Below are 20,442 nucleotides of genomic sequence, written 5' to 3' on the forward strand. Positions count from 1 at the left end.
CTTTTTATTTTATACATATACAGTTTTTAAGTTAATTTCATATCTTTTTCATTATAAAAACCATCTTCTTTTTCCATTTCCTTCTGTAATTTCGTAAAGGAACGGTACATGGCAATTCTCCATGACACAATCATAGCGAATGCCAGTAAGAAGAACATTCCACTAAGTTGTCCTAAATCAAGAGATTGGCTTAAATAAGTTTTAAATACAATCCGCACGACAAGTAATCCAATTAATATAAAAACAAATGCCTTTGAACGCTTCAAATAAATCTCTTGTCCTCTAATTTCAAATTTAGATGTTTTAATAAGAAAAATAGAGAAAAACAAGCCGACACCAATTGCTTCTAGCATTTCTGCTGGAGTTAATCGAAATTCAGGAAAAACATACATCAACGCTCCCGTACTCATAAAAAATGGCGGAAGTATAATCTTTTTCAATGTTGCAGGTTTCTTAGCTGCCTTCAAACGAATAAACATCGCACCAACAGCCATACAAACAGCAACGATACTGGATAAAACAACTATGTTCATATTTTCTCATCCTTTTTTGTGGCTATATGCAAAATATACTTTCATTATATGCTTTTCCGTTAGTATTTCCAACATTTTCACAGAATAATACTAAAAACCGGTAAAACCACCAAATAAACTTGAGAAATATACGATAATTTTCGTCATCCAGTTAAAATATAGGAAGATACCCATGACAATCATAACGTATCCTCCAATTTTCATGAATTTCATACTATTTCTTTTAATCCAAGACATTTTCGTAATAAAGAAGGATAGTACGAAGAACGGGATAGCGAATCCAAGTATATATGCGATCATATAAATCATTGCTGACTCTGGGTTTGTTGCTGCTAATCCAATGACAGACACTAAAATAGGTCCTGTACAAGGCGTCCATCCTGCAGCAAATGCTAACCCAATTAAAACAGATCCAAAATAGCCACTCGGGCGATTTTTAAACGTAAATTTACGGTCTTGCATTAAAAACTTCGGCTTAAACACACCGACAGTAATAAGACCGAATACGATGATAAATATACCACCTAGCTGTCTAATTAAATCTTTATAATTTGTAAAGATGCCTCCAATAAAGCTTGTACCAAATCCAATTGCAATAAATATAATTGAAAATCCAAGTAAGAAAAACGCTGTATGTATCATACTTCTTTTGCGAAGCATTGCATTTTCTTCTTTCAAATCAGAAACCGACATACCTGTTATGTACGATAAAAATGCCGGATACAATGGTAAGCAACATGGGGAAATAAATGATAAAAACCCAGCACCAAACGCTAAAAAAATACTAATATCTTGCATTATTTCACTCCTCTCCTTACATATTGTAGCAAAAACATACAAAAATACTATGAACAATTCGTGAAATCACTTTAGCAACTTGATAATAAGAAAAACTACCCTTTCACACAGTTTCTAAAAAAACGTTTTCATTTCCTTCTATTATATAGAAAAATCTCAATTGAACTACGAAACTTCTCTAATTGCTATTAACATAACAAAGGTAACATAGCTTCTCAAATGATTAGCACACTATAACGGACTACCTTTTTATCTCCCTAAAAAATATTTTTTTCAAATGCTGTCTTTATACAGCGCACAGCTGATTTTACAATACTCCTATTATTACTAATTTCAAGATTATGCATAAATATCATACTTTTATTATTATTCTATAAAATGTCACACTTTTCTTTTATTTGACCCTTTATTTTTAATTTTGTATACTTCCCTCTAGTTATATATGTCCGTTACGGAACGATTTCATATAGATGGGAGGAATTTTTCATGCTTCGTTATTCTCTTTTAGTTTTATTAGGAGCGTGTAGTTATGGGATTTTAGCTATTTTCGTTAAACTTGCATATGCAGAAGGTTTTTCACTTGGAGAGGTAATTGGCAGCCAATATATGTTCGGTTGGATTATTTTACTGGCTATTACACTTCTATTTTCTAGACATCGTGTTCCATTAAAACAAGCGTTAATTTTATTCATTGCAGGAACATCTGCAAGCTTCACTGGCATTTTTTATTATGCTTCATTAAAAACTGTGCCCGCATCTATTGCAATTATCCTTTTATTCCAATTCGTTTGGGTCGGAATTATTATTGAAGCAGTTGCAACAAAAACATTACCTTCAAGAGAAAAAGTTATTTCCGTTATTTTCTTACTTGCAGGTACATTTTTATCAAGTGGTTTACTAGAAAAATCAGCAGGTGATTTCGATACGACTGGAATCATACTAGGATTATTATCTGCCATTACATTTGCAACATACATTTTTGTGAGCGGAAAAGTTGCTGTTGAAGTACCTTCATTACCACGTGGTGTTCTCTTAATGACTGGCGCTTTAACTTTAGTAATGATTGTATTCCCGCCAACATTTATTTTTAACGGTGCAATTTCTGAAGGACTTTGGAAATACGGTTTAGGTTTAGGAACATTTAGTATCGTTATTCCGTCTATCGCCTTTACAATCGGTATTCCAAAAATAGGTTCTGGGTTAGCGACTATTCTTGGTGCAGCAGAACTACCAGTTACAACAATTATGTCTGTATTCGTTTTAAAAGAAGCTGTGCTATCTTCACAATGGTTCGGTGTATCACTTATTTTAATTGGTATTGCAATCCCGCAAATTGCCTACGCAATGCGTGGACGTTATCGTAAACATCATACCCCAAAAAAACTGGCAGCATAAAACGAGAGAGGATTTTCATTTGAGAATCCTCTCTTTTCTTATTGTATACTTAATGTAAATACTTTATTTAAGAAAGAAGGCATTATACGTGGCAGCAAATCTAAAGCAATTAACTGAGATGCTAATTTCTATTCGTCGAAATTTACATGAGCATCCAGAATTATCATACGAAGAATTTGAAACGACGAAGACTATAAAAAATTGGTTAGAAGAGAAAAACATTACGATTATACATTCTAGTTTAGAAACAGGCGTTATTGCTGAAATTTCAGGGAATAATAGGGGACCCATTATAGCAATCCGTGCTGATATCGATGCCCTTCCTATTCAAGAAGAAACAAATTTACCGTACGCTTCAAAAATTCCCGGTAAAATGCATGCTTGTGGGCATGATTTTCATACAGCTGCTATTATAGGTGCCGCTTATTTATTAAAAGAAAAAGAATCTTCTCTTAGCGGAACTGTACGCTTTATATTCCAGCCAGCTGAAGAAAGTAGCAATGGTGCTTGCAAAGTAATTGAAGCCGGGCATTTACATGGTGTACAAGCTATTTTCGGTATGCATAATAAACCCGATTTACCAGTAGGCACAATCGGTATTAAAGATGGTCCACTGATGGCCGGAGTTGATCGATTTGAAATTGAAATTCACGGAGTTGGTACACATGCAGCTGTACCAGATGCTGGGGTTGATCCTATTGTCGCGTCCTCTCAAATTGTTATGGCACTCCAAACAATTGTAAGCCGAAATATAAGCTCTTCACATAATGCCGTCGTCAGTGTCACAAACATCCATTCAGGAAATACGTGGAACGTTATTCCTGAAAAAGCAACGCTGGAAGGAACTGTACGTACATTCCAAACTGAAACACGTGAAAAGATTCCTGCACTAATGAAACGTATTATTCAAGGGGTTTCTGATGCATTAGGTGTAAAAACAGAATTTCGTTTTTATGCAGGTCCTCCTGCTGTCCATAACGATACATCTTTAACAAACTTATCCTCTCAAGTTGCTGAAAAAATGAATTTAAAAATCATCTCCCCTACCCCGTCAATGGCCGGAGAAGATTTTTCTTTTTACCAACAAGAAATACCTGGTTCATTTGTCTTTATGGGAACGAGTGGTACACACGAATGGCATCATCCAGCTTTTACAGTAGACGAGCGAGCTTTACCTATAAGTGCAGAATACTTCGCTTTATTAGCTGAAAAAGCACTTAAACAATTTGCATAAAAAAGGAGCCGTTAAGACATACTTAACGGCTCCTTTTATTAGGTTAAATCACGTTTTAAAAATACTGTATAAGAAATGCTTAAAAATACAAATAAATACAGTAATAACATACATGAGGCAAACGGGAACGTTACTCCATCAATAAAACTTCCATTCTTTGAAATACTGTATAAATCTGTGTTTGCTGGCAATAAATATTTCGCCCAATCATATCTAGTTGCTGCTAGTAATGCAATATTTCCTGATAAAGCAAGAAATAGTGAAATACCAATCGCGCCTCCGCTAGATCTTGTTAACACAGAAATCATAAATGCAAACGCTGCGTACACAATCGTCGGCAACCACGATAAAATATAATACTTACTAGCTTCTACAAAAATATTTTGTTTTATAATATTTCCATCTTGGAAAATAAACTCGCTCCATGCAGGCTGCTGGAATTTATAAATAACAAGTCCACATAAAATGGAAAAAATCATATTAAATATAAACAATAACGCTGCAAATATCACGATTGCTAAAAATTTAGCTGTCAAAATTTTAAAGCGACTCGCTGGTCGTATCGTTAAAAATTTATATGTTCCCCAGCTATATTCATTCGCAAAAATTGTACTTGCATACACAAGGATAAACGGGAGCAATATTGGAAATACGATAAAACCTGTATCTCTCATGAAAGAAAGCGGCGAGCTGCTTGCCGGTGCTGTATCTGTATCTAAATGTTTCATCTTGAGCTGATATTCCTTGACCAGCTCATCCCCAGATCGTTCCACTAAAATAGCTTCTTTTTTCATGCCTAGCTTTTTCTCTATTTCTACAGTTCGTTCTGTATAATCGGCTTTCCATCCTTTTGTTTCCGGTTCTAAATACTTGACCGTAACCCATCCTAATCCAATTATTAATACTGCAATAACTGCAAATGGAATAATCGTTCGCTTTCGCTTAAATATTTTATACAGTTCATTATATACTAAATTAAACAATATCTTTTCCCCCTGTTAATTCTAAAAATTGCTCTTCTAACGTTTTTCTTTCTTCATATACACGATACACTTGAATATTTTTCTCAAGCAATGTACGAATAACATTTGGGATTTCTTCATCTTTTACATTAATAAGTAGATCATTACCTTTTATTAAAACATCTTGTTCTAATATTTCTGCCGCTTTATTCGCATCATCTACTCGTATACGAATTGTCTCCATCTCTTCGCTTTGATTATGCTGAATATTTTGCGTCGCCACATATTCTCCGTGCTGAATAATGATAACTCTGTCACACATTAATTCAACTTCTGAAAGTAAGTGACTAGATACAAGTACCGCTTTCCCTTGTTCATGTGCAATTTTCTTTATGTACATTCTCATTTCATGTATTCCACTAGGGTCTAATCCATTCGTTGGTTCATCTAATATCAACACATCTGGATCATGAATAAGCGCCTGAGCAATTCCTAAACGTTGTCTCATGCCGAGTGAATATGCTTTTACTTTGCGATCGATTACTTGTCCCATCCCTAGCAATTTCACTACTTCATCGATACGTTCTTCTGTCACGTTACCATTCATGCGTCCAAAATATGTTAAATTCTCATAGCCGCTCAAAAACGGATAAAATTCCGGTGTCTCAATTACTGCTCCAATTTTCGAGGCAGTACTTTCAAATTGCTGTTTGACAGATTGACCGTCAATCCAAACTTCGCCCTCTGTCATGCGAATCATGCCGACCATCATTCTCATTAAAGTCGTTTTTCCAGCACCATTTGGTCCGAGCAAACCAACCACTTCACCTTTTTTAACTTCGAAACTAATATTTTCTACAAGTGTCTTTGAACCGATTCGCTTCGTTAACCGCTCAACTTTTACAATTGATTGTTCTTTTGTCATTCTATACAACCTTTCCTTCCCATTCTTTGTCAGGTCTTTACACTGTAACATGATTATTTTTATGTGTAAAATAGGAAAAGGCATGATTTCTCATGCCTTTTCCTTGAAATGAAATGAATTTTTATCTTGTAAACTTTGAATAAATCGAAAACATTGCAACATCGATAATAGGAAGATAACAATCATAATTATACTAACAACTACTATTGCATATATTGTAATCGGTGCACTATTTATCCCTTGTATTCCTGCTATTTTCATAAAGATAATCGTAAATAATTTCAAAAATAACATCCCATTAACTAATCCAAAAACAAACGCTGCTCCATAAATAAATAATTGCTCCTGACATAATAAACATAGTACTTCATTTTTCTTCCTATTCTCTGTTACATAAGATTTCATTTCCTCTTTCCTCACTTGCAGAAGAGAAAACGTTATTTTATATGTAGTAAAAATACATATAAAAATGAATACAATAAACAGCGTGTAAAAACACATTTGAAATAAAAGTGTAGTCCCTAATTCCCCAATAGCTCCTTTATTAAACTGGAGCGATATCATAAAAAACAAAACCATAGTACTCATAGCAATCCACATAAATTGCTTCATCCTTTTGGCAGCAAATGTTCTTATATTTTTTCTCACTAACCGACATAAAGACATACTTTCTTTCCCCTACCTTACTTCATAACAAACTCATTCTATACTAATAGTATATGAAAATATGACATTCTTAACATCGCACTACAATCGGAGTTTTTTCTAAGTCTTTAGTCCTAGAAAACAAAATGGTAAAAAAAGAAAATTTGCAATATAATTGTAAAATAGGAGGGGTTTTGTATGCGTATAAAGTTACTATCAACCTTGTTTTTACTATTTCTCACCAGTTGTAGCCCACTTAAAAACAATGAAGTTGCCATTGTTGAGCCATACAAATTAACAGAAGAGCAATCCTCTATTTTACAAATGACTCCTTTTCCAGAAGGCAACAGCATGTTTTATAACGTTACACTTAAAAATGAAAAAGATGAAATACATGCTACGATTGATTATTATCAAAATGGTAAAAAAACAAACGAAATTGTGAATATAGCTACCTCACATTTTCAAAAAAAGAAAGTAAAGCTTTCTTTTTTACCACCTCAATCCCAAATCGATAAAGATTTACAAATGCAAAATCATTGGTATGTTAATATTGAAGGTAGTTCCATGCTCGCTCCTGAAGAAGCACCTCCAAGTATAAATAGCTCTGCAACTACTACTATTCAATCTTCTATAAATGTAAAATACAATCAAAAAACGACTTTAGTGGCTATAATAAAAACAAATAAAGAAACCGTAAGAGTTCCAATGCTTGAGGAAAAAACCGCTATTGAACAACTATTACAAGAAAATGAACATGTTTATCTCTTTAGTATAGAGCTAAAAAAAGAACACTAAAGCGGAAATGCAATATAATTGCATTTCCGCTTTAGTGTTTAATTAGGTGTACTTTTAAATAACTTAATTAATATCGTCCTCAACTTCTATTCTTTTCTTCTCTCTTGCAATTTTCAAAAACTCTAAAAGTTCTGGGTTAGTATTCATTTTTTTGTAAGCCACTGACATTTCTGCAACGAAATTAGAATCACATAACTCTTTATATACGACCTCTGTTTTATACAATTTATTTGCCGATACAGGTATTACCGTAATTCCAATTCCTGCCGCTACAAGTCCCATAACTGTTTGATATTCCGTTGCTTCTTGTACAATATGCGGACTAAAACCGACATCGCGGCAAAGCGATAAAATTGTATCATATAACGCTGGCCATACTGGTCTCGTAATAAATACGAACGGTTCATCCCTTAAATCTTCGATATGTATTTCGTCCTTTTCAGCAAGTGGATGCGCCTTCGGTAAACATAACGTACACGAAAGTTTTTGAATTGGTTCTAACTCAAGTAATTGCGTTGGAATTGGCGGACGTAAAAATCCAATATCAATTCGATTATCATGAAGTGCATGCACCTGATCCGGTGTTGACAATTCATGTAATGCAACAGACACTCTCGGAAATTTCTTTCTATACTCCCTGACGATTGACGGTAAAATATCATATATCGCCGCACCTACAAAACCAATTGAAAGTGATCCAACTTCTCCCCTTTGCGCACTTTGTGCGACTTCTACTGCTTTTTCAATTTGTTCAAACGCTTTTTTTACTTCTTTTAAAAACATTTCTCCTGCTTCTGTTAATTCAACTTTTCTCTTTGTTCTTGAAAATAACATAACTCCCATTTCTTTTTCTAATTGCTGAATTTGTTGACTAAGCGGTGGTTGTGTCATTTGTAAACGAGCAGCTGCTCGTCCAAAGTGTAACTCCTCTGCCACTACAACAAAATATTGCAAATGCCGTAATTCCATTTTGGACACCCTTTTCACTTTCGATTAATACATCTAATATATTAATAACATATAATTTATATATTAGACAAATATTTCGAATGAACGTATAGTAGAAACTGTTAATTCTTTTTTACAATTTTTATGTAAAAAAAGAAAGAGGTGGTTACTGTATGAAATGGTGGAAGTTAAGCGGACAAATATTATTATTATTTTGTTTCGCTTGGACAGGTGAATGGATTGCAAAACAGGCACACCTCCCGGTTCCAGGAAGTATAATCGGTATTTTTCTATTATTAATCTCATTAAAATTTAACATAGTGAAAAAAGAATGGATACAAGACGGTGCAGACTTTTTATTAAAAGAACTTATTTTATTTTTCATCCCTTCTGCAGTCGCTGTCATTCGTTACAAAGATACATTATCACAATATGGAATCGATCTCATTTTAACTATCGTGATTAGTACACTTTGTGTCACTCTCGTAACAGGACTTTTAACAGAATTGCTACTAAAGCGGAAAGGATCCGTGCAATGATCGGCTTTCTTTGTTTGCTATTAACACTATTCACATATTGGATATCGAAGAAAATGTATCAACGCTGGAATTGGAGCTTACTTTCTCCTCTTCTAGTCTGCCCTATTATTTTAATTGCTTTATTGCTCGGACTAGACACACCTTATGAAACATATGAAACAGGTGGTCAATGGTTAACAGAATTATTAAAGCCTGCAACAGTTGCTTTTGCATGGCCAATCTATAAATACTTTGATTTACTCAAGAAACATGGAATAGCTATCTTACTTAATGTCATTGTCGGTTCGTTTTTATCAGTTATTACTTCAGCACTACTAGCAAATTATTTTCAAATTGATTCATCGTTAGAACATAGTTTAGCGCCTCATATTGTAACGACACCAATTGCAATGGCCATTTCAGAAATGATTGGTGGTATGTCACAATTAACAGCTGTATTTGTTGTTTTAACTGCATTAACAGGAGCATTGCTCGGTCCTTCTCTCATACGTATATGTCGTATTAAAACAGCGCTCGCAAAAGGCATTATGTTAGGCACGAGCGCAAATGGCACGGGTACATCAAAAGCATTTGAAATCGGTCCTGTAGAAGGAACAATCGCCAGTTTATCCATGCTTTTAACAGCAGGAGCTAGTTTAGTTATCGTTCCGCTTTTCTTATCGTGGATACATTAAAAAGCAAGTGTTTAAATACTTGCTTTTTTATTTATATATTGGCATATTAACTCGTAATCCTCCGGAAACGCTAATGATAATGTTTCAACTTCATGTATTCCTTTCCAAGCAATTTCATGTATTAACTCATCAGGATCTTGTATTTTCATATTACCGCCTACTTTTTCTACAAAGTAATAATGAACATACACGGGAATTCCATATGTAATACCTTCTTTTTCGTATATTTTATTTATAACTTCCACATTGTAGCCTGTTTCTTCCCAAACTTCTCGGATACAACATTTTTCTAATGTTTCTCCTTTTTCAAGTCCTCCACTTGGGATAGACCACCTTTTTTCTTCTCCCTTTTGTCCTTGCAATACCATTAAGACTTCATTTCTTTCATTTACACATATAGCTGCTGCACCTATCCACCTATCCATTGTACATCCCTCCCCTACAAACCTTCGCCTTCTTTATTATTTTCTCCTTGAAAAAAAGAGGAAAAAAGTCAAACGATGACGAAATTTTACATCAACTTCATAGACAATCCCTTCTTAGAAATTAAAAATGGAAGGATGAAAATATGATTTCTAAATATGTTGTGGAATGTGTCTTTTGTGAAGAAAATCGAAAACCTCGTCAAGCTATCGTCACAGTTCCCGCCACTACTCAGCTACTAGCCATTGAAAAAGTGCGTATGGAATGTAAACGTCGTTTCGGAAAAGCTTTATTATTACAAACAGAAATTAAAGAAGAAATAGTTTTTGAACAAAAAGAAAGCTGACCATAAATTGGTCAGCTTTCATATCCGATCATATTTTCACATGAAGATTAGGGGCATCCTCTTTAAGGATCGGGATTTTTCCATTATGTACGTTCCATAATGGTCATCGAACAATATATTTCTATGCAATTAAATATTGAATAGAATAGGGCAAAACTTGTTCGCATTTTTAGAAAAGGGATAGGGATATAATTCAAGTAGTACTTCGAATACTCGAACTTTACACTCATTATATTAAAGCAAATCCTTTTATATGGGAAATATGAATTACTTACATAATTCATTCGTAAAACATATTAGTTTGCTATATTATTTTCATTCTATCAATAACATACATCCCGCTAAAACTGGTGTCATAATCATTGAAACCTTCAAAAGCATACGTGGTGCATAATTTGTAAACTTCGCCCCGATATATGCTCCTAACATCGTCCCAATTAATACTTGCAATAACAATATATAATCTAAATACCCTTCTGAACTATATCCCAGCCCACCTCCAATCGCAATCGGTAATATAACAAGCATTGTTGTTCCTACAGATTGCTGAATCGTTAATCCTAATAGAACCATTAATCCAAGTTGAATAAATGGTGCCGAACCAATCCCAAATGAACCAGCCATAATTCCAGTGACTAATCCAAGACATATACATTTCATTATGTTTTCTTTCGAAAAATCTTTAATTTCTGCTAAAAGCAATTCTTCCCTATTTTGAAACTTAATTAATTTAATAAACATAAAAATTGCAGATAAAAATAACATCCCAGCTGTAAACCAATGAAGAAGATGCGGTGGTATAAGTGAACCAATTTTTGAACCGATATAAGAACCCAGTGCTCCACATCCACCAACAATCCCGCCTATAGTAAATACAACATTTCCTTCGCGATAATGACTTATACCCCCAGATAATGTCGTAAATGCCATGGCAGTTAAAGACGTTGCAAGCGCAACATGAATAGGAATGTGGAATACTAAAGTGAGTATTGCGATAATAAAACCAGCTCCCCCTGCTCCAACAAACCCTAATAAAACCCCCATTACTAACATCGTTATAATAATTGCCACAAACTCTCCCTCCAGTAATCCAATTATCCACCATATTCCTCCTTGCATACAAATAAAAAGCACCCTGGACGGATGCTTTTCGTACTTTTCAAAATTGATAATATGTACTTAATCTTGATTAATCAAAATAATCGCAGGACCAGCGACTACTACTCCAGCTACTTCTATCTTTTCAAATTCCTTTACTGTAATAGATATAACCCCTTCTCTTTCCATCAGCTCTTTACTCAGGACATCAGTCGGTATAGCTTTCACCGTCTTACCTCCTCTTCATTTATACAATATGATAAAGTGAAAGTTTAATCAGTAGAGGTTTGGTCCACTCCACACGGATTATAATCGGGCTTCCCGTTTATGCACGATAAAAAACACCCCAATGCATCTATATATATGTATCACCTCCGCTTTCATTCCTTATTCCCCTCAAAACCATTCTCTCCCTTCCGTAACGTATTGAAAAATAAAAAAGCACTCGCAAAAGCGAATGCTTTTTCATTATTTACTTTCAATTACTTTTAACATTCTATTAATAAATGCTGCTGATTCTCCACGCGTTGCAGAACCTTTCGGCATAAATTCATTATTTTCATTTCCTTTTACAATACCTAATCCATAAACACGTTGTACAGCTTGTTTATCATATGCTAAATCTTGATCCGAGAATGGTAATGGAACTAAGTTACCTTTAATTTTTTTATATTGCAGTGCACGGTCAATCATGATAACAGCTTCATCTCGTTTAATCGTATCATTTGGAGCAAATGTCCCATTTCCTCTACCACTTATTATTCCGGCACTTGCTGCACGATTAATACCATCTATTAGTGATGGATGTGCTGTATTTAAATCATTAAAATTCGATGACCCTTCAGGTAACTGCAATGATCTTGAAATTAAATTCGCAAATTCACCACGTGTTACAAGACGCTCTGGCCAATAAGAACCTTTCCCATCCCCAACCATAATACCACGTTTATCTAATTCACGAATGTCTGCTTCGTACCAACCACCCGTTATATCATCTTTATGGTTCGCATCATAATAAACTTTTGTTCCTTGTAAGAATGGTTCCCACGCATTGTTTTTAATCATAATGGCTGGACAATTTTTACCACTCCAAAATTGATGCTTCTTCACATTTTCTAAAGGAATATGTAATTCCCCCATTAAATAAGCTGCTAGTTTACGAGCATTTTCAACAGCTTTATTATAATCACCATCTTCATTTACAGCAATTTCAATCGCAATGGATTCTCGATTTCCAGTTCCTTCTGCTCCATCTCCAGCATGCCAAGCATTTTCATTAAGTGGTAGATGCTGATAAATCTCTTTATCGTCTACCGTAAAGTGCCAAGACGCTGAACGATCTTCCGTTCCCGTTGCTTGGTTATATAAATATATTGCATGGTTTCTAGCATTTGCCCCAACACTGTAATTATCCGTCTCATGAATCGTAATATACTTTGGCTTCATCGCATAACCTGGACGAATATTTTCATTTCCTTTTGGTACAATCATTTCTTTTAAAGTTACACCATAAATATTCGTTGTTTTCTCTTCTGTTGGTGCGGCATACATAACTGCGGCACGTTTTGTACGTGTTGGTGTTATATCTTGAATAAGTGAAGCCTTTGTTCCTTCAAATTTTGCTGAAGGTGAATAAATCCATTTTATCTCATTATTTACTTTTACTTGGAACCATTCTCCCGCCTGTCCAATTGCTTGGATAGTTTGTGGCTCCAGTACATTTTCTTCTTTGTATGAAGCAAATGGTTTAGAATATGTAGCGGTTTCTTCATTAACTACTAACTTTTCACTTAATAACGAGTGAATTTCTTTAACCTCTACATTCCCCTCACTATTTTGTATCCACCCAGTTCCAGATGAAGTTCGAACATAGTAAGCGTTTCCTTTTCTTTTCTCAGCTTTTACGACTTGATTCGAAATACGAACCCCGATCTCTTTTTGAAAATTACTAGAATCATATAAAGGTACTTCTTTAACTATATGTACAAGAAACTCACCTTGCACTTCATTTCTTACTCCTTTATCTTCTCCTCGACCATCTTCATCTTTCATATGGTTTTCAATACTTTTTAAAGCTTGTTCATCAGGTGAAAATGTAACAGTTTTTTCAAGTTCGTTAGCATAGGAATAATTTGGAATCGTTACCATACTTAATACAATTGATGCAGCTAGAACATTATAAAATCTTTTTTTCATCATAATACTTAACACGTCATAATTAAATTCGTGTTAAATTCTCCCTCCTCAACCAAAATATATGTTATCTAGTAAACTATTAAACTACATAACCATTTACAATATAACAGACTCATTCCGATCCGTATAGATAGGAATGACTACTATTTGCCTATATTTACTATATTGGAATATAAAAAAGAAGCTATAATATATAGCTTCTTTCTACGTTTCGTTAATCTCTATGCACCTTATATTCCATAACTTTACCATCTCTATCAAATTGTAAAACAAGCTGTTCACTATCTATTGAAATAAAGCCACGTTCATTTCCAAGATAGTACGAAGTGATAATCCCTTCTTCTCCATTTTTCGTTTCAGTAGGTGCTCCTAATAATTTTGTAATGTCTTCATTTGATTTCCCTGTTAATTTATATTTTTGCAATAAATCATCTACCATGTGGACCCGTTTCTCTTCAGCATGTAACCAGCGATCTTGATTAAACTTTGAAGTGTATGTATTCATACTTAATTGCCATGTGCACACTAACAATAGAATGCAACCTACCATCATTACACCTAGCATTTGCTTCTTTTCTGTATTACGATTTATAGAAGTATGTAAGACGAACTTTTGAATCATGACTAATAAAACAAATGGCATGACTACTACAAACATACTTTTTACACTTAATGACATATGAACCGCATCAATAACAAAGATAAACGCAAGATACATTAGTATATACAAACAAAAATAAATATACAAAATCCCTCTCAATATAGCACTCAGAAAACCCACCCCTTTTTAATTCATTTTACCCCTCATTAACGGGCAGTAAGATCCCCCACCTTAAAATTCAGCGAAAGCAAAGAAGTTAGGCGGGGATCAACTGTCCGTAAAAGCCCTATTGGTTCAACTAATAATCAGTGGGGATGTCCCCCCACTGATTAAAGTTCCACTTTATAATTCATCCGACTAATAATTTCTCGAAGTTTTTCTAACTCTTGATCTGTATATATTACTTTCCCCGTTAAGATCTCATTTCTGAAGAACGTTACAATTTGCTCTCTATCTTTTAATCTCAGCGTTTTTTCTTCAGAAAGATCTAGCACTTCTTTCCCACTCTCATTATAAAAATATACGATCGGTTTTACGTTTTCCTTTACAATATCAACTTGTATTTCTTTCAAACAATTGTATAGAATATGAGATAGTTTCTTCGCTCTATATACTGGATTCCCTTCATTTTTCACTTGTATCGTTAATGAATCTTCACCTGTAATGCATTCAAACGTCTCTTCTTTCTCTACTTCTTGTTGATACTTGCCAATTTCATCAATCATAAATGAATATATACGAGCATTTTCTTTCGTTAAGCCATGAATTAATTTCCCTGTCCATTCTTTCGTCTCAAGTAGATACATACCCGTTTTACTTAAGACAAGATGATGAATTCGAAAATCATTTCCTCCATGCTGATTTCTAATAAAAACATTTGGCATAATATGAAATTCATTATCTAGTATTATGCCTTGATCTACGAAGCCTCGCTTCATATAATGTAATGTTTCGTGTGTATTCACTTCAGCTCCATTTTTCGTATACTCTCGCAAATTTGCAATTAAATTTTGAAACATATGTATTTCGTTACTATGTTTTTCTTGCATTTCACTGCGTTCTTTACTATGTTGCATAGCTAATTGATTTTTCATCATACGCATATTTTCAAGTTCTCTAGCTGCGCTTATTTGTAAATTATTATATTTCTTCTGTTCCATATTTTTCAATGTACTTTGTTGTTCTTTATGCTCTGTAACCGTAGCTGCAATTTCATTTTCATACGTTTCAATTGCTTGTTTCTTTTCGAATTCTACTTGCTGACTCTCTGATTCTAGCTGTTTATTTTTATAGAACAGCACGAATACTACAGCTAATAATAATAAAATCACACCTATTAGCACATAATCCATATTTTTACTCCTTTATTTCATTTTCATTTATTTTTATAAACATCCATTATATTATACTATGCTTTCAATATACACTTTGTAAAAATTACATATTTTTAATGAAGCGAGACTTTAATAAGCGATTTTTCCCATTGCCCACTGATTGTTTCAGGTTGCCCGCAAATAGCAGAATAAAAGGCATCTCAGGCGAGATACCTTTTACGTGCATTTTATTGTACACCATACTGAATATAACTTGAATCATAGTATATCCAGCCATTTCCACCTAAACCAAGCCAGCCATCTTGCTTACACCATACTCTATAAGCCTCACCTTGATGTAACTGTCTTATAACATTTCCATTTAATGATGGTGCATCCCGCAGATTCACATTATCACCAGTAATAGTCGCCACATAATGTTTATACTGAATGTAACTTGGATCATAGTATATCCATTCGTTTCCACCTAAAGCAAGCCAGCCATCTTGTTCACTCAAAACTTCATACGATTCTCCTCTATTTAGCTGGCGGATTACACTAGATTGTAAAGATGGTCCACTCCGTAAATTTACATTATCGCCTTTAATTACAGCAACGCCGTAGACTGCAGTAGCAGTACTAGGTGGAGAAACATTCCCACCACCACTCGTCCCATTTCCTTGCAAAGCTTCTAATGAAACCGCTGCTGATACGTCACAATTTCCTACTACACCTGAAATTTGACCAGAATCTGTGTATTGCCATGCTGTCCACTCTGTCCATCCACCAGCATCAGCAGGCGGCGTACTAGAGTATTTAGAAATCCAAAGTGGTATATCACTTAATCCGTTAATTCCAAACTCATTAATATACCAAACTCCTGTATATAACATGACATCTTTTCCAGTAGCCTGTTTCACATAATCAATGAAACTTCTTGCCCAATTAGATATAGCAGTACCAGTTAAATTACTATTACTCGGATCTATCGGTGATTCTAAATCTAAAACGGGCATTAAATCTGTCTGATTGCTTTGTAATATGTTCACAAAATGTTTCGCTTCTGAAATTGCATCATTTAGTTCTGGATGTGCAAAATGGTATGCACCGATTAATACATTCGCATTTCGCGCTGCTTGTACATTTTGAACCAAAGTAGGATCAAGATTATTCACACCTTCTGTCGCTTTTGCATACGCCGCTGAAATACCCGATCCCTTCACTGCATTCCAATCAATATTCCCTTCCCAATGAGACACATCGATAAACGTAATATTTGAACTAGATCTATCTTGCATATAAAAGCTCCTATCAATTTTTTTCATTTCGTATACATACAATATGTACAACTTTAATAAAGGGTCACGACGTTTATACTATAGACATTGAGAGCAAACATATTTTATAAACAAAGTAAAAAAGCCTTGTAATTACAAGGCTTTTTGTAAACTTCCTTTATTTTGTAGTAAATACATATTATAGTACAACCCTTGCTCACTCAGTAATTCTTGATGTGTACCTCTTTCTACTATTTCTCCATCATGCATAACAAAGATTTGATCTGCATCTTGAATTGTAGATAATCTGTGGGCAATTGCTATCGTCGTTCTCCCTTTTCTCATTTGCTGTAATGCTGTTTGAATCGCATCTTCTGTTTCTGTATCAATATTAGCTGTTGCTTCATCTAATACTAATACTTTCGGATTCGTTGCTATCGTTCTAGCAAAAGCAATTAATTGGCGTTGACCACTAGAAAATGCAGCTCCTCTTTCTACTACTTCTGTTTCATACTGCTCTGGTAATTTTTCAATAAACGTATTGGCTTGCACAAATTGTGCCGCTTCTTTTACTTCTTCATCTGTAATTTCTTCATTGTACATACGAATATTTTGTTTTACATTTCCCGCAAATAAAAATGCATCTTGCAATACGAGTCCTATTTTTTTTCTAATTTCTCGTTCTTCAAATTTCTCTAAATCCACACCATCTATTACAATACTTCCGGACTTAATATTATAAAATCGCATTAACAAATTCATAATGGTACTTTTTCCGCTACCAGTGTGCCCAACGAAAGCAACCGTTTGCCCTTGTTTCACGTGAAAAGATACATTTTTTAAAACATCACGTTTTCCATCATACGAAAAAGTAACATTTTTAAATTCAATTTCTCCATTAACCACTTGAGGATCTCCATCCCCTTTTTGAACTGGCGCTAAATCTTTCTCATCCATTAAATGAAATACACGTGATGATGAAACAAGTGCCTGTTGGAAAAATGATAATTTCATCATCATCTCATTTACAGGCTGAAAGAAACGATGTATATAATTAACAAACGCATATAATACACCTACTTCAACAGGACTCTTCAAAGCATCAATTCCAAATAAACCAAGTACTAACGCAATAGCCACAATATGAACTAAATCAGTTGCTGGACGTAAAAGTAACGCGTCTAACTTTAAAGTCCTTCGCCCTGCACTATAATGTTTATTATTCACTTCTTCAAACTCTTTTCTCATACGCTTTTCTTGTCTGAACACTTGAACAATATTCATTCCTTGAATAGACTCATTTAACTTTGCATTTAACACGCTTAATTGATTACGTACTTCTAAATAAAAAGCTGCACTTTTCCGGCGATATAGCACCATAATTGCAAACATGATCGGAATTAATACAAGAGAAAATAGAGCTAGTTTTACATTTAATAAAAACATTGCTACTAAAATACCTATTAAAAAGACTACATTTTTGACAAATGTGGATAATACACTGACATAAAAATCTTTAATTGCTTCCGTATCATTCGTTATGCGCGATACGAGCGTACCAATCGGCGTACGATCAAAGAAACTTAATGACAACTTTTGAACATGTTCATATACTTCAACACGCATATCTTGAACAATTTTAAAAGCGATATTTTGAAAATATAATAAATCCAAATACGTAAATAACACTTTTAATAAATGAGCAACTATGTATACTACAAATAAAGTAACGAGTGCTGATTGTTCAAAATTCCCCGGTACTAAGTGTTCATCAAGAAATTGTTTAATTAAAAAAGGACCCATCATTTCAGTTACAGTTGCTCCAACTAGAAATAAAAATGCTAATGCTAATAACCCTTTATATGGTCTCATATAAGAAAGTAATCTTCTTAAATCACTCTGTTTTTTCTTAGCCATCATACGCCTCCTTTCTCGACTAATGCTTCTAACTGCTGGCTCTCATACATCTCTTTATACCAACCGTTTTCTTCCATTAATTGCTCATGTGTACCTCGCTGCACAATTCTGCCTTCATCCACAACAAGTATAAGATTGGCATGTTGAATTGCACTTAAACGATGAGCAGTAATAATCGTCGTTTTCCCTGCTCTTTCCCTCTTTAATGCATTTAAAATCGTTTCTTCTGTTTTTGCATCTACAGCAGATAAACAGTCGTCCAAAATCAAAATTTCAGCATTCGTTAATAAAGCACGCGCTATTGAGATTCTCTGTTTTTGACCTCCAGATAAAGAAACGCCTCTTTCCCCTACTACTGTTTCATACCCTTCTGAAAATTGGAGTATGTCATTATGGATACAAGCAATCTCTGCAGCACGAGTAATTTCATTATATGTAGCATCCGCCTTTCCGAAGGCAATATTCTCCCCAATACTCGCTGAAAATAAAAAATGGTCTTGCGGCACATATGAAATAGCAGAACGGACACCGTAAAGTGTTACATCGCGAATATCCCGCTCTCCAACTTTTAATTCACCATTAAAATGATCATATTCACGGATTAAGCATTTTAATAACGTCGTTTTCCCTGCACCTGTACGTCCGACAACTCCTAGTGTTTCACCCTTCTTCAAATCAAAGTGAACATCTATTAGCTGTAACAGTTCATTTCTCTTATATGAAAATGAATCAACCGCAAACGAAACATCACCGCTTGCTATTGTATGTACAGCGTTTTCTCTATTTACTACATCTAATTTTTGAGAAAGGATTTTCTCGACACGGTCATACGAAGCGCGTCCACGCTCCATAATATTAAACAACCATCCAAAGGCTAACATTGGCCAAACGAGGGTACCTAAATATGTTGTAAATGTAACAAGATCACCTACAGTTAATTCACCCCTCACAACTAATACTGACCCGTAACATACTGCAATTAAAAAAGAAAACCCAACGATAAGAGCGATTGTCGGATCAAACAACGAATCAATACGCGCAACTAACATATTTTTATGTACGACATCTTCTGACTTTTTTCGAAATGCTTGTAAGTCTTCTTTCTCTTGTCCAAGTGATCGAATTACCTTCATCCCACTCATACTCTCTTGCACTTTATCATTGATTTCCGAAAACGATTGCTGCGCTTTATGAAACCTTTTATGTAATAACGTGCCATAATAATTTGTCGAAATTGCTACAATCGGCATTGGAATTAAGCTTAACAATGTTAACTTCCAACTAATTGTAAAACCCATTGCTACGAGTACACATCCTCCAACTGCTAATGAGTCAACAAGTGTTAAAACACCCGATCCAGCAGTTTGCTGAATCGCCTGAATATCATTGGTCGCATGCGCCATCAAATCACCCGTACGACGTGATTGATAAAAAGATGGACTCATCTTTGTAAAATGTTCATATAAATTCTTTCGTAATTGACGGGCTAGTTTTAACGAAGATCCAAAAATCATAATACGCCATAAATAACGTAAGATGTACATAGTAATCCCTACAACTACTAACAAAATAACCAACTTCAACAACTTTTCAGATGTTAATGTTCCATTATTAATTTCATCTACTACAATACCTAGTACTTTCGGCGCTACAAGTTCAAGAAGCGCGACACCAAACAACATAATAATTCCAATTATGTACGCTCGTTTTTCTTGTTTAAAAAACCACGCTAAATTAATAAATACCTTCATTTTTATCCTCCTCCCATAAAATGAGCGATGTTTTCAGTTTATCAAAAATACAGAATTTTTGGAAGTTTT

At 34.4% G+C, this 20,442-nt stretch carries 21 protein-coding genes and 1 pseudogene; 6 read left to right on the forward strand and 16 right to left on the reverse strand.

Features of this window, described 5'->3' with window-relative positions:
• Positions 1-26: 26 nt before the first annotated feature.
• The 3 genes and pseudogenes from KZZ19_RS17655 to KZZ19_RS17665 all read right to left on the reverse strand — a co-directional run bounded on the left by KZZ19_RS17655 (position 27) and on the right by KZZ19_RS17665 (position 1,491).
• The gene (locus KZZ19_RS17655; protein WP_001028639.1) at positions 27-533 is read right to left on the reverse strand and encodes a CcdC family protein; all 507 of its coding nucleotides are present in this window, start codon (positions 531-533) and stop codon (positions 27-29) included.
• A 90-nt stretch (positions 534-623) separates the two neighbouring features.
• A complete protein-coding gene (ccdA, locus tag KZZ19_RS17660) occupies positions 624-1,331 on the reverse strand; it encodes a cytochrome c-type biogenesis protein CcdA (protein WP_088097348.1) in 708 nt (235 codons plus the stop codon).
• Positions 1,332-1,347: 16 nt separating this feature from the next.
• Positions 1,348-1,491: pseudogene (locus tag KZZ19_RS17665) on the reverse strand (peptidase T).
• 326 nt (positions 1,492-1,817) lie between these two features.
• Here KZZ19_RS17665 and KZZ19_RS17670 point away from each other — a divergent pair.
• Complete coding sequence (locus KZZ19_RS17670) at positions 1,818-2,726, forward strand: EamA family transporter (RefSeq protein ID WP_237980563.1); 909 nt, start codon at positions 1,818-1,820, stop codon at positions 2,724-2,726.
• A gap of 88 nt (positions 2,727-2,814) precedes the next feature.
• A complete protein-coding gene (locus KZZ19_RS17675; protein WP_237980562.1) occupies positions 2,815-3,960 on the forward strand; it encodes a M20 peptidase aminoacylase family protein in 1,146 nt (381 codons plus the stop codon).
• A gap of 38 nt (positions 3,961-3,998) precedes the next feature.
• Here the strand turns inward: KZZ19_RS17675 and KZZ19_RS17680 are convergent, their stop codons facing one another.
• The 3 genes from KZZ19_RS17680 to KZZ19_RS17690 all read right to left on the reverse strand — a co-directional run bounded on the left by KZZ19_RS17680 (position 3,999) and on the right by KZZ19_RS17690 (position 6,513).
• Positions 3,999-4,943: an ABC transporter permease gene (locus tag KZZ19_RS17680; protein ID WP_088097351.1), complete on the reverse strand. Its 945-nt coding sequence runs from the start codon at positions 4,941-4,943 to the stop codon at positions 3,999-4,001.
• Positions 4,936-5,847 carry an ABC transporter ATP-binding protein gene (locus KZZ19_RS17685; protein WP_237980561.1) on the reverse strand — a complete coding sequence of 304 codons (912 nt, stop codon included), beginning with the start codon at positions 5,845-5,847 and terminating at the stop codon, positions 4,936-4,938. Before KZZ19_RS17685 ends, KZZ19_RS17680 begins: the two co-directional genes overlap by 8 nt.
• Positions 5,848-5,937: 90 nt before the next feature.
• Positions 5,938-6,513, reverse strand: coding sequence for an ABC transporter permease (locus tag KZZ19_RS17690; protein WP_237980560.1), 576 nt, complete (start codon positions 6,511-6,513; stop codon positions 5,938-5,940).
• Between the two features lie 177 nt (positions 6,514-6,690).
• On the opposite strand from KZZ19_RS17690, the gene KZZ19_RS17695 reads away from it, so the two are divergent.
• Positions 6,691-7,290, forward strand: coding sequence for a histidine kinase (locus KZZ19_RS17695; protein WP_237980559.1), 600 nt, complete (start codon positions 6,691-6,693; stop codon positions 7,288-7,290).
• A gap of 63 nt (positions 7,291-7,353) precedes the next feature.
• On the opposite strand, the gene alsR is transcribed toward KZZ19_RS17695, so the two are convergent.
• Positions 7,354-8,259, reverse strand: a complete 906-nt coding sequence (gene alsR / locus KZZ19_RS17700; protein ID WP_237980558.1) for an acetoin biosynthesis transcriptional regulator AlsR — start codon at positions 8,257-8,259, stop codon at positions 7,354-7,356.
• A gap of 152 nt (positions 8,260-8,411) precedes the next feature.
• Here alsR and KZZ19_RS17705 point away from each other — a divergent pair, with 152 nt between their 5' ends.
• The gene (locus tag KZZ19_RS17705; RefSeq protein ID WP_237980557.1) at positions 8,412-8,777 is read left to right on the forward strand and encodes a CidA/LrgA family holin-like protein; all 366 of its coding nucleotides are present in this window, start codon (positions 8,412-8,414) and stop codon (positions 8,775-8,777) included.
• Positions 8,774-9,451: an LrgB family protein gene (locus KZZ19_RS17710; protein ID WP_000578956.1), complete on the forward strand. Its 678-nt coding sequence runs from the start codon at positions 8,774-8,776 to the stop codon at positions 9,449-9,451. The genes KZZ19_RS17705 and KZZ19_RS17710 overlap by 4 nt, the downstream gene beginning before the upstream one ends.
• 11 nt (positions 9,452-9,462) lie before the next feature.
• On the opposite strand, the gene KZZ19_RS17715 is transcribed toward KZZ19_RS17710, so the two are convergent.
• Positions 9,463-9,876, reverse strand: coding sequence for an NUDIX hydrolase (locus KZZ19_RS17715; RefSeq protein ID WP_237980556.1), 414 nt, complete (start codon positions 9,874-9,876; stop codon positions 9,463-9,465).
• 143 nt (positions 9,877-10,019) lie between these two features.
• Between KZZ19_RS17715 and KZZ19_RS17720 the strand changes: the two genes are divergently transcribed.
• Positions 10,020-10,220 (forward strand): DUF3903 domain-containing protein, encoded by a 201-nt coding sequence (locus tag KZZ19_RS17720; protein WP_063221320.1) that lies wholly within the window; start codon positions 10,020-10,022, stop codon positions 10,218-10,220.
• 315 nt (positions 10,221-10,535) lie between these two features.
• On the opposite strand, the gene KZZ19_RS17725 is transcribed toward KZZ19_RS17720, so the two are convergent.
• From KZZ19_RS17725 to KZZ19_RS17760, 8 genes are all read right to left on the reverse strand, one after another.
• Positions 10,536-11,339 (reverse strand): sulfite exporter TauE/SafE family protein, encoded by an 804-nt coding sequence (locus KZZ19_RS17725; protein ID WP_237980555.1) that lies wholly within the window; start codon positions 11,337-11,339, stop codon positions 10,536-10,538.
• 60 nt (positions 11,340-11,399) lie between these two features.
• Positions 11,400-11,546 (reverse strand): BC1881 family protein, encoded by a 147-nt coding sequence (locus KZZ19_RS17730; protein WP_000644410.1) that lies wholly within the window; start codon positions 11,544-11,546, stop codon positions 11,400-11,402.
• Between the two features lie 240 nt (positions 11,547-11,786).
• Positions 11,787-13,514 (reverse strand): S-layer homology domain-containing protein, encoded by a 1,728-nt coding sequence (locus KZZ19_RS17735; protein ID WP_237980901.1) that lies wholly within the window; start codon positions 13,512-13,514, stop codon positions 11,787-11,789.
• Between the two features lie 214 nt (positions 13,515-13,728).
• On the reverse strand, positions 13,729-14,295 hold the full coding sequence (locus KZZ19_RS17740) for a hypothetical protein (protein WP_237980553.1): 567 nt from the start codon (positions 14,293-14,295) through the stop codon (positions 13,729-13,731).
• Positions 14,296-14,444: 149 nt separating this feature from the next.
• Complete coding sequence (locus KZZ19_RS17745; RefSeq protein WP_237980551.1) at positions 14,445-15,467, reverse strand: nuclease-related domain-containing protein; 1,023 nt, start codon at positions 15,465-15,467, stop codon at positions 14,445-14,447.
• Between the two features lie 209 nt (positions 15,468-15,676).
• The gene (locus KZZ19_RS17750) at positions 15,677-16,726 is read right to left on the reverse strand and encodes a GH25 family lysozyme (RefSeq protein ID WP_237980549.1); all 1,050 of its coding nucleotides are present in this window, start codon (positions 16,724-16,726) and stop codon (positions 15,677-15,679) included.
• A 132-nt stretch (positions 16,727-16,858) separates the two neighbouring features.
• Positions 16,859-18,622: an ABC transporter ATP-binding protein gene (locus KZZ19_RS17755; RefSeq protein WP_237980547.1), complete on the reverse strand. Its 1,764-nt coding sequence runs from the start codon at positions 18,620-18,622 to the stop codon at positions 16,859-16,861.
• Positions 18,622-20,373 carry an ABC transporter transmembrane domain-containing protein gene (locus KZZ19_RS17760; protein ID WP_237980545.1) on the reverse strand — a complete coding sequence of 584 codons (1,752 nt, stop codon included), beginning with the start codon at positions 20,371-20,373 and terminating at the stop codon, positions 18,622-18,624. The genes KZZ19_RS17755 and KZZ19_RS17760 overlap by 1 nt, the downstream gene beginning before the upstream one ends.
• Positions 20,374-20,442 lie beyond the last annotated feature (69 nt).

Origin of the sequence: Bacillus thuringiensis, assembly GCF_022095615.2 — a bacterium.
GTDB classification, from domain to species: domain Bacteria; phylum Bacillota; class Bacilli; order Bacillales; family Bacillaceae_G; genus Bacillus_A; species Bacillus_A cereus_AG.

Coding starts and splice junctions, on each gene's coding strand:
- KZZ19_RS17715 (WP_237980556.1), bottom strand. CDS start 9,876: ATGGATAGGTGGATAGGTGCAGCAGCTATATGTGTAAATGAAAGAAAT.
- KZZ19_RS17655 (WP_001028639.1), bottom strand. CDS start 533: ATGAACATAGTTGTTTTATCCAGTATCGTTGCTGTTTGTATGGCTGTT.
- KZZ19_RS17685 (WP_237980561.1), bottom strand. CDS start 5,847: ATGACAAAAGAACAATCAATTGTAAAAGTTGAGCGGTTAACGAAGCGA.
- KZZ19_RS17735 (WP_237980901.1), bottom strand. CDS start 13,514: ATGAAAAAAAGATTTTATAATGTTCTAGCTGCATCAATTGTATTAAGT.
- KZZ19_RS17695 (WP_237980559.1), top strand. CDS start 6,691: ATGCGTATAAAGTTACTATCAACCTTGTTTTTACTATTTCTCACCAGT.
- KZZ19_RS17710 (WP_000578956.1), top strand. CDS start 8,774: ATGATCGGCTTTCTTTGTTTGCTATTAACACTATTCACATATTGGATA.
- KZZ19_RS17750 (WP_237980549.1), bottom strand. CDS start 16,726: ATGCAAGATAGATCTAGTTCAAATATTACGTTTATCGATGTGTCTCAT.
- KZZ19_RS17670 (WP_237980563.1), top strand. CDS start 1,818: ATGCTTCGTTATTCTCTTTTAGTTTTATTAGGAGCGTGTAGTTATGGG.
- ccdA (WP_088097348.1), bottom strand. CDS start 1,331: ATGCAAGATATTAGTATTTTTTTAGCGTTTGGTGCTGGGTTTTTATCA.
- alsR (WP_237980558.1), bottom strand. CDS start 8,259: ATGGAATTACGGCATTTGCAATATTTTGTTGTAGTGGCAGAGGAGTTA.
- KZZ19_RS17705 (WP_237980557.1), top strand. CDS start 8,412: ATGAAATGGTGGAAGTTAAGCGGACAAATATTATTATTATTTTGTTTC.
- KZZ19_RS17725 (WP_237980555.1), bottom strand. CDS start 11,339: ATGCAAGGAGGAATATGGTGGATAATTGGATTACTGGAGGGAGAGTTT.
- KZZ19_RS17720 (WP_063221320.1), top strand. CDS start 10,020: ATGATTTCTAAATATGTTGTGGAATGTGTCTTTTGTGAAGAAAATCGA.
- KZZ19_RS17745 (WP_237980551.1), bottom strand. CDS start 15,467: ATGGATTATGTGCTAATAGGTGTGATTTTATTATTATTAGCTGTAGTA.
- KZZ19_RS17755 (WP_237980547.1), bottom strand. CDS start 18,622: ATGGCTAAGAAAAAACAGAGTGATTTAAGAAGATTACTTTCTTATATG.
- KZZ19_RS17690 (WP_237980560.1), bottom strand. CDS start 6,513: ATGTCTTTATGTCGGTTAGTGAGAAAAAATATAAGAACATTTGCTGCC.
- KZZ19_RS17760 (WP_237980545.1), bottom strand. CDS start 20,373: ATGAAGGTATTTATTAATTTAGCGTGGTTTTTTAAACAAGAAAAACGA.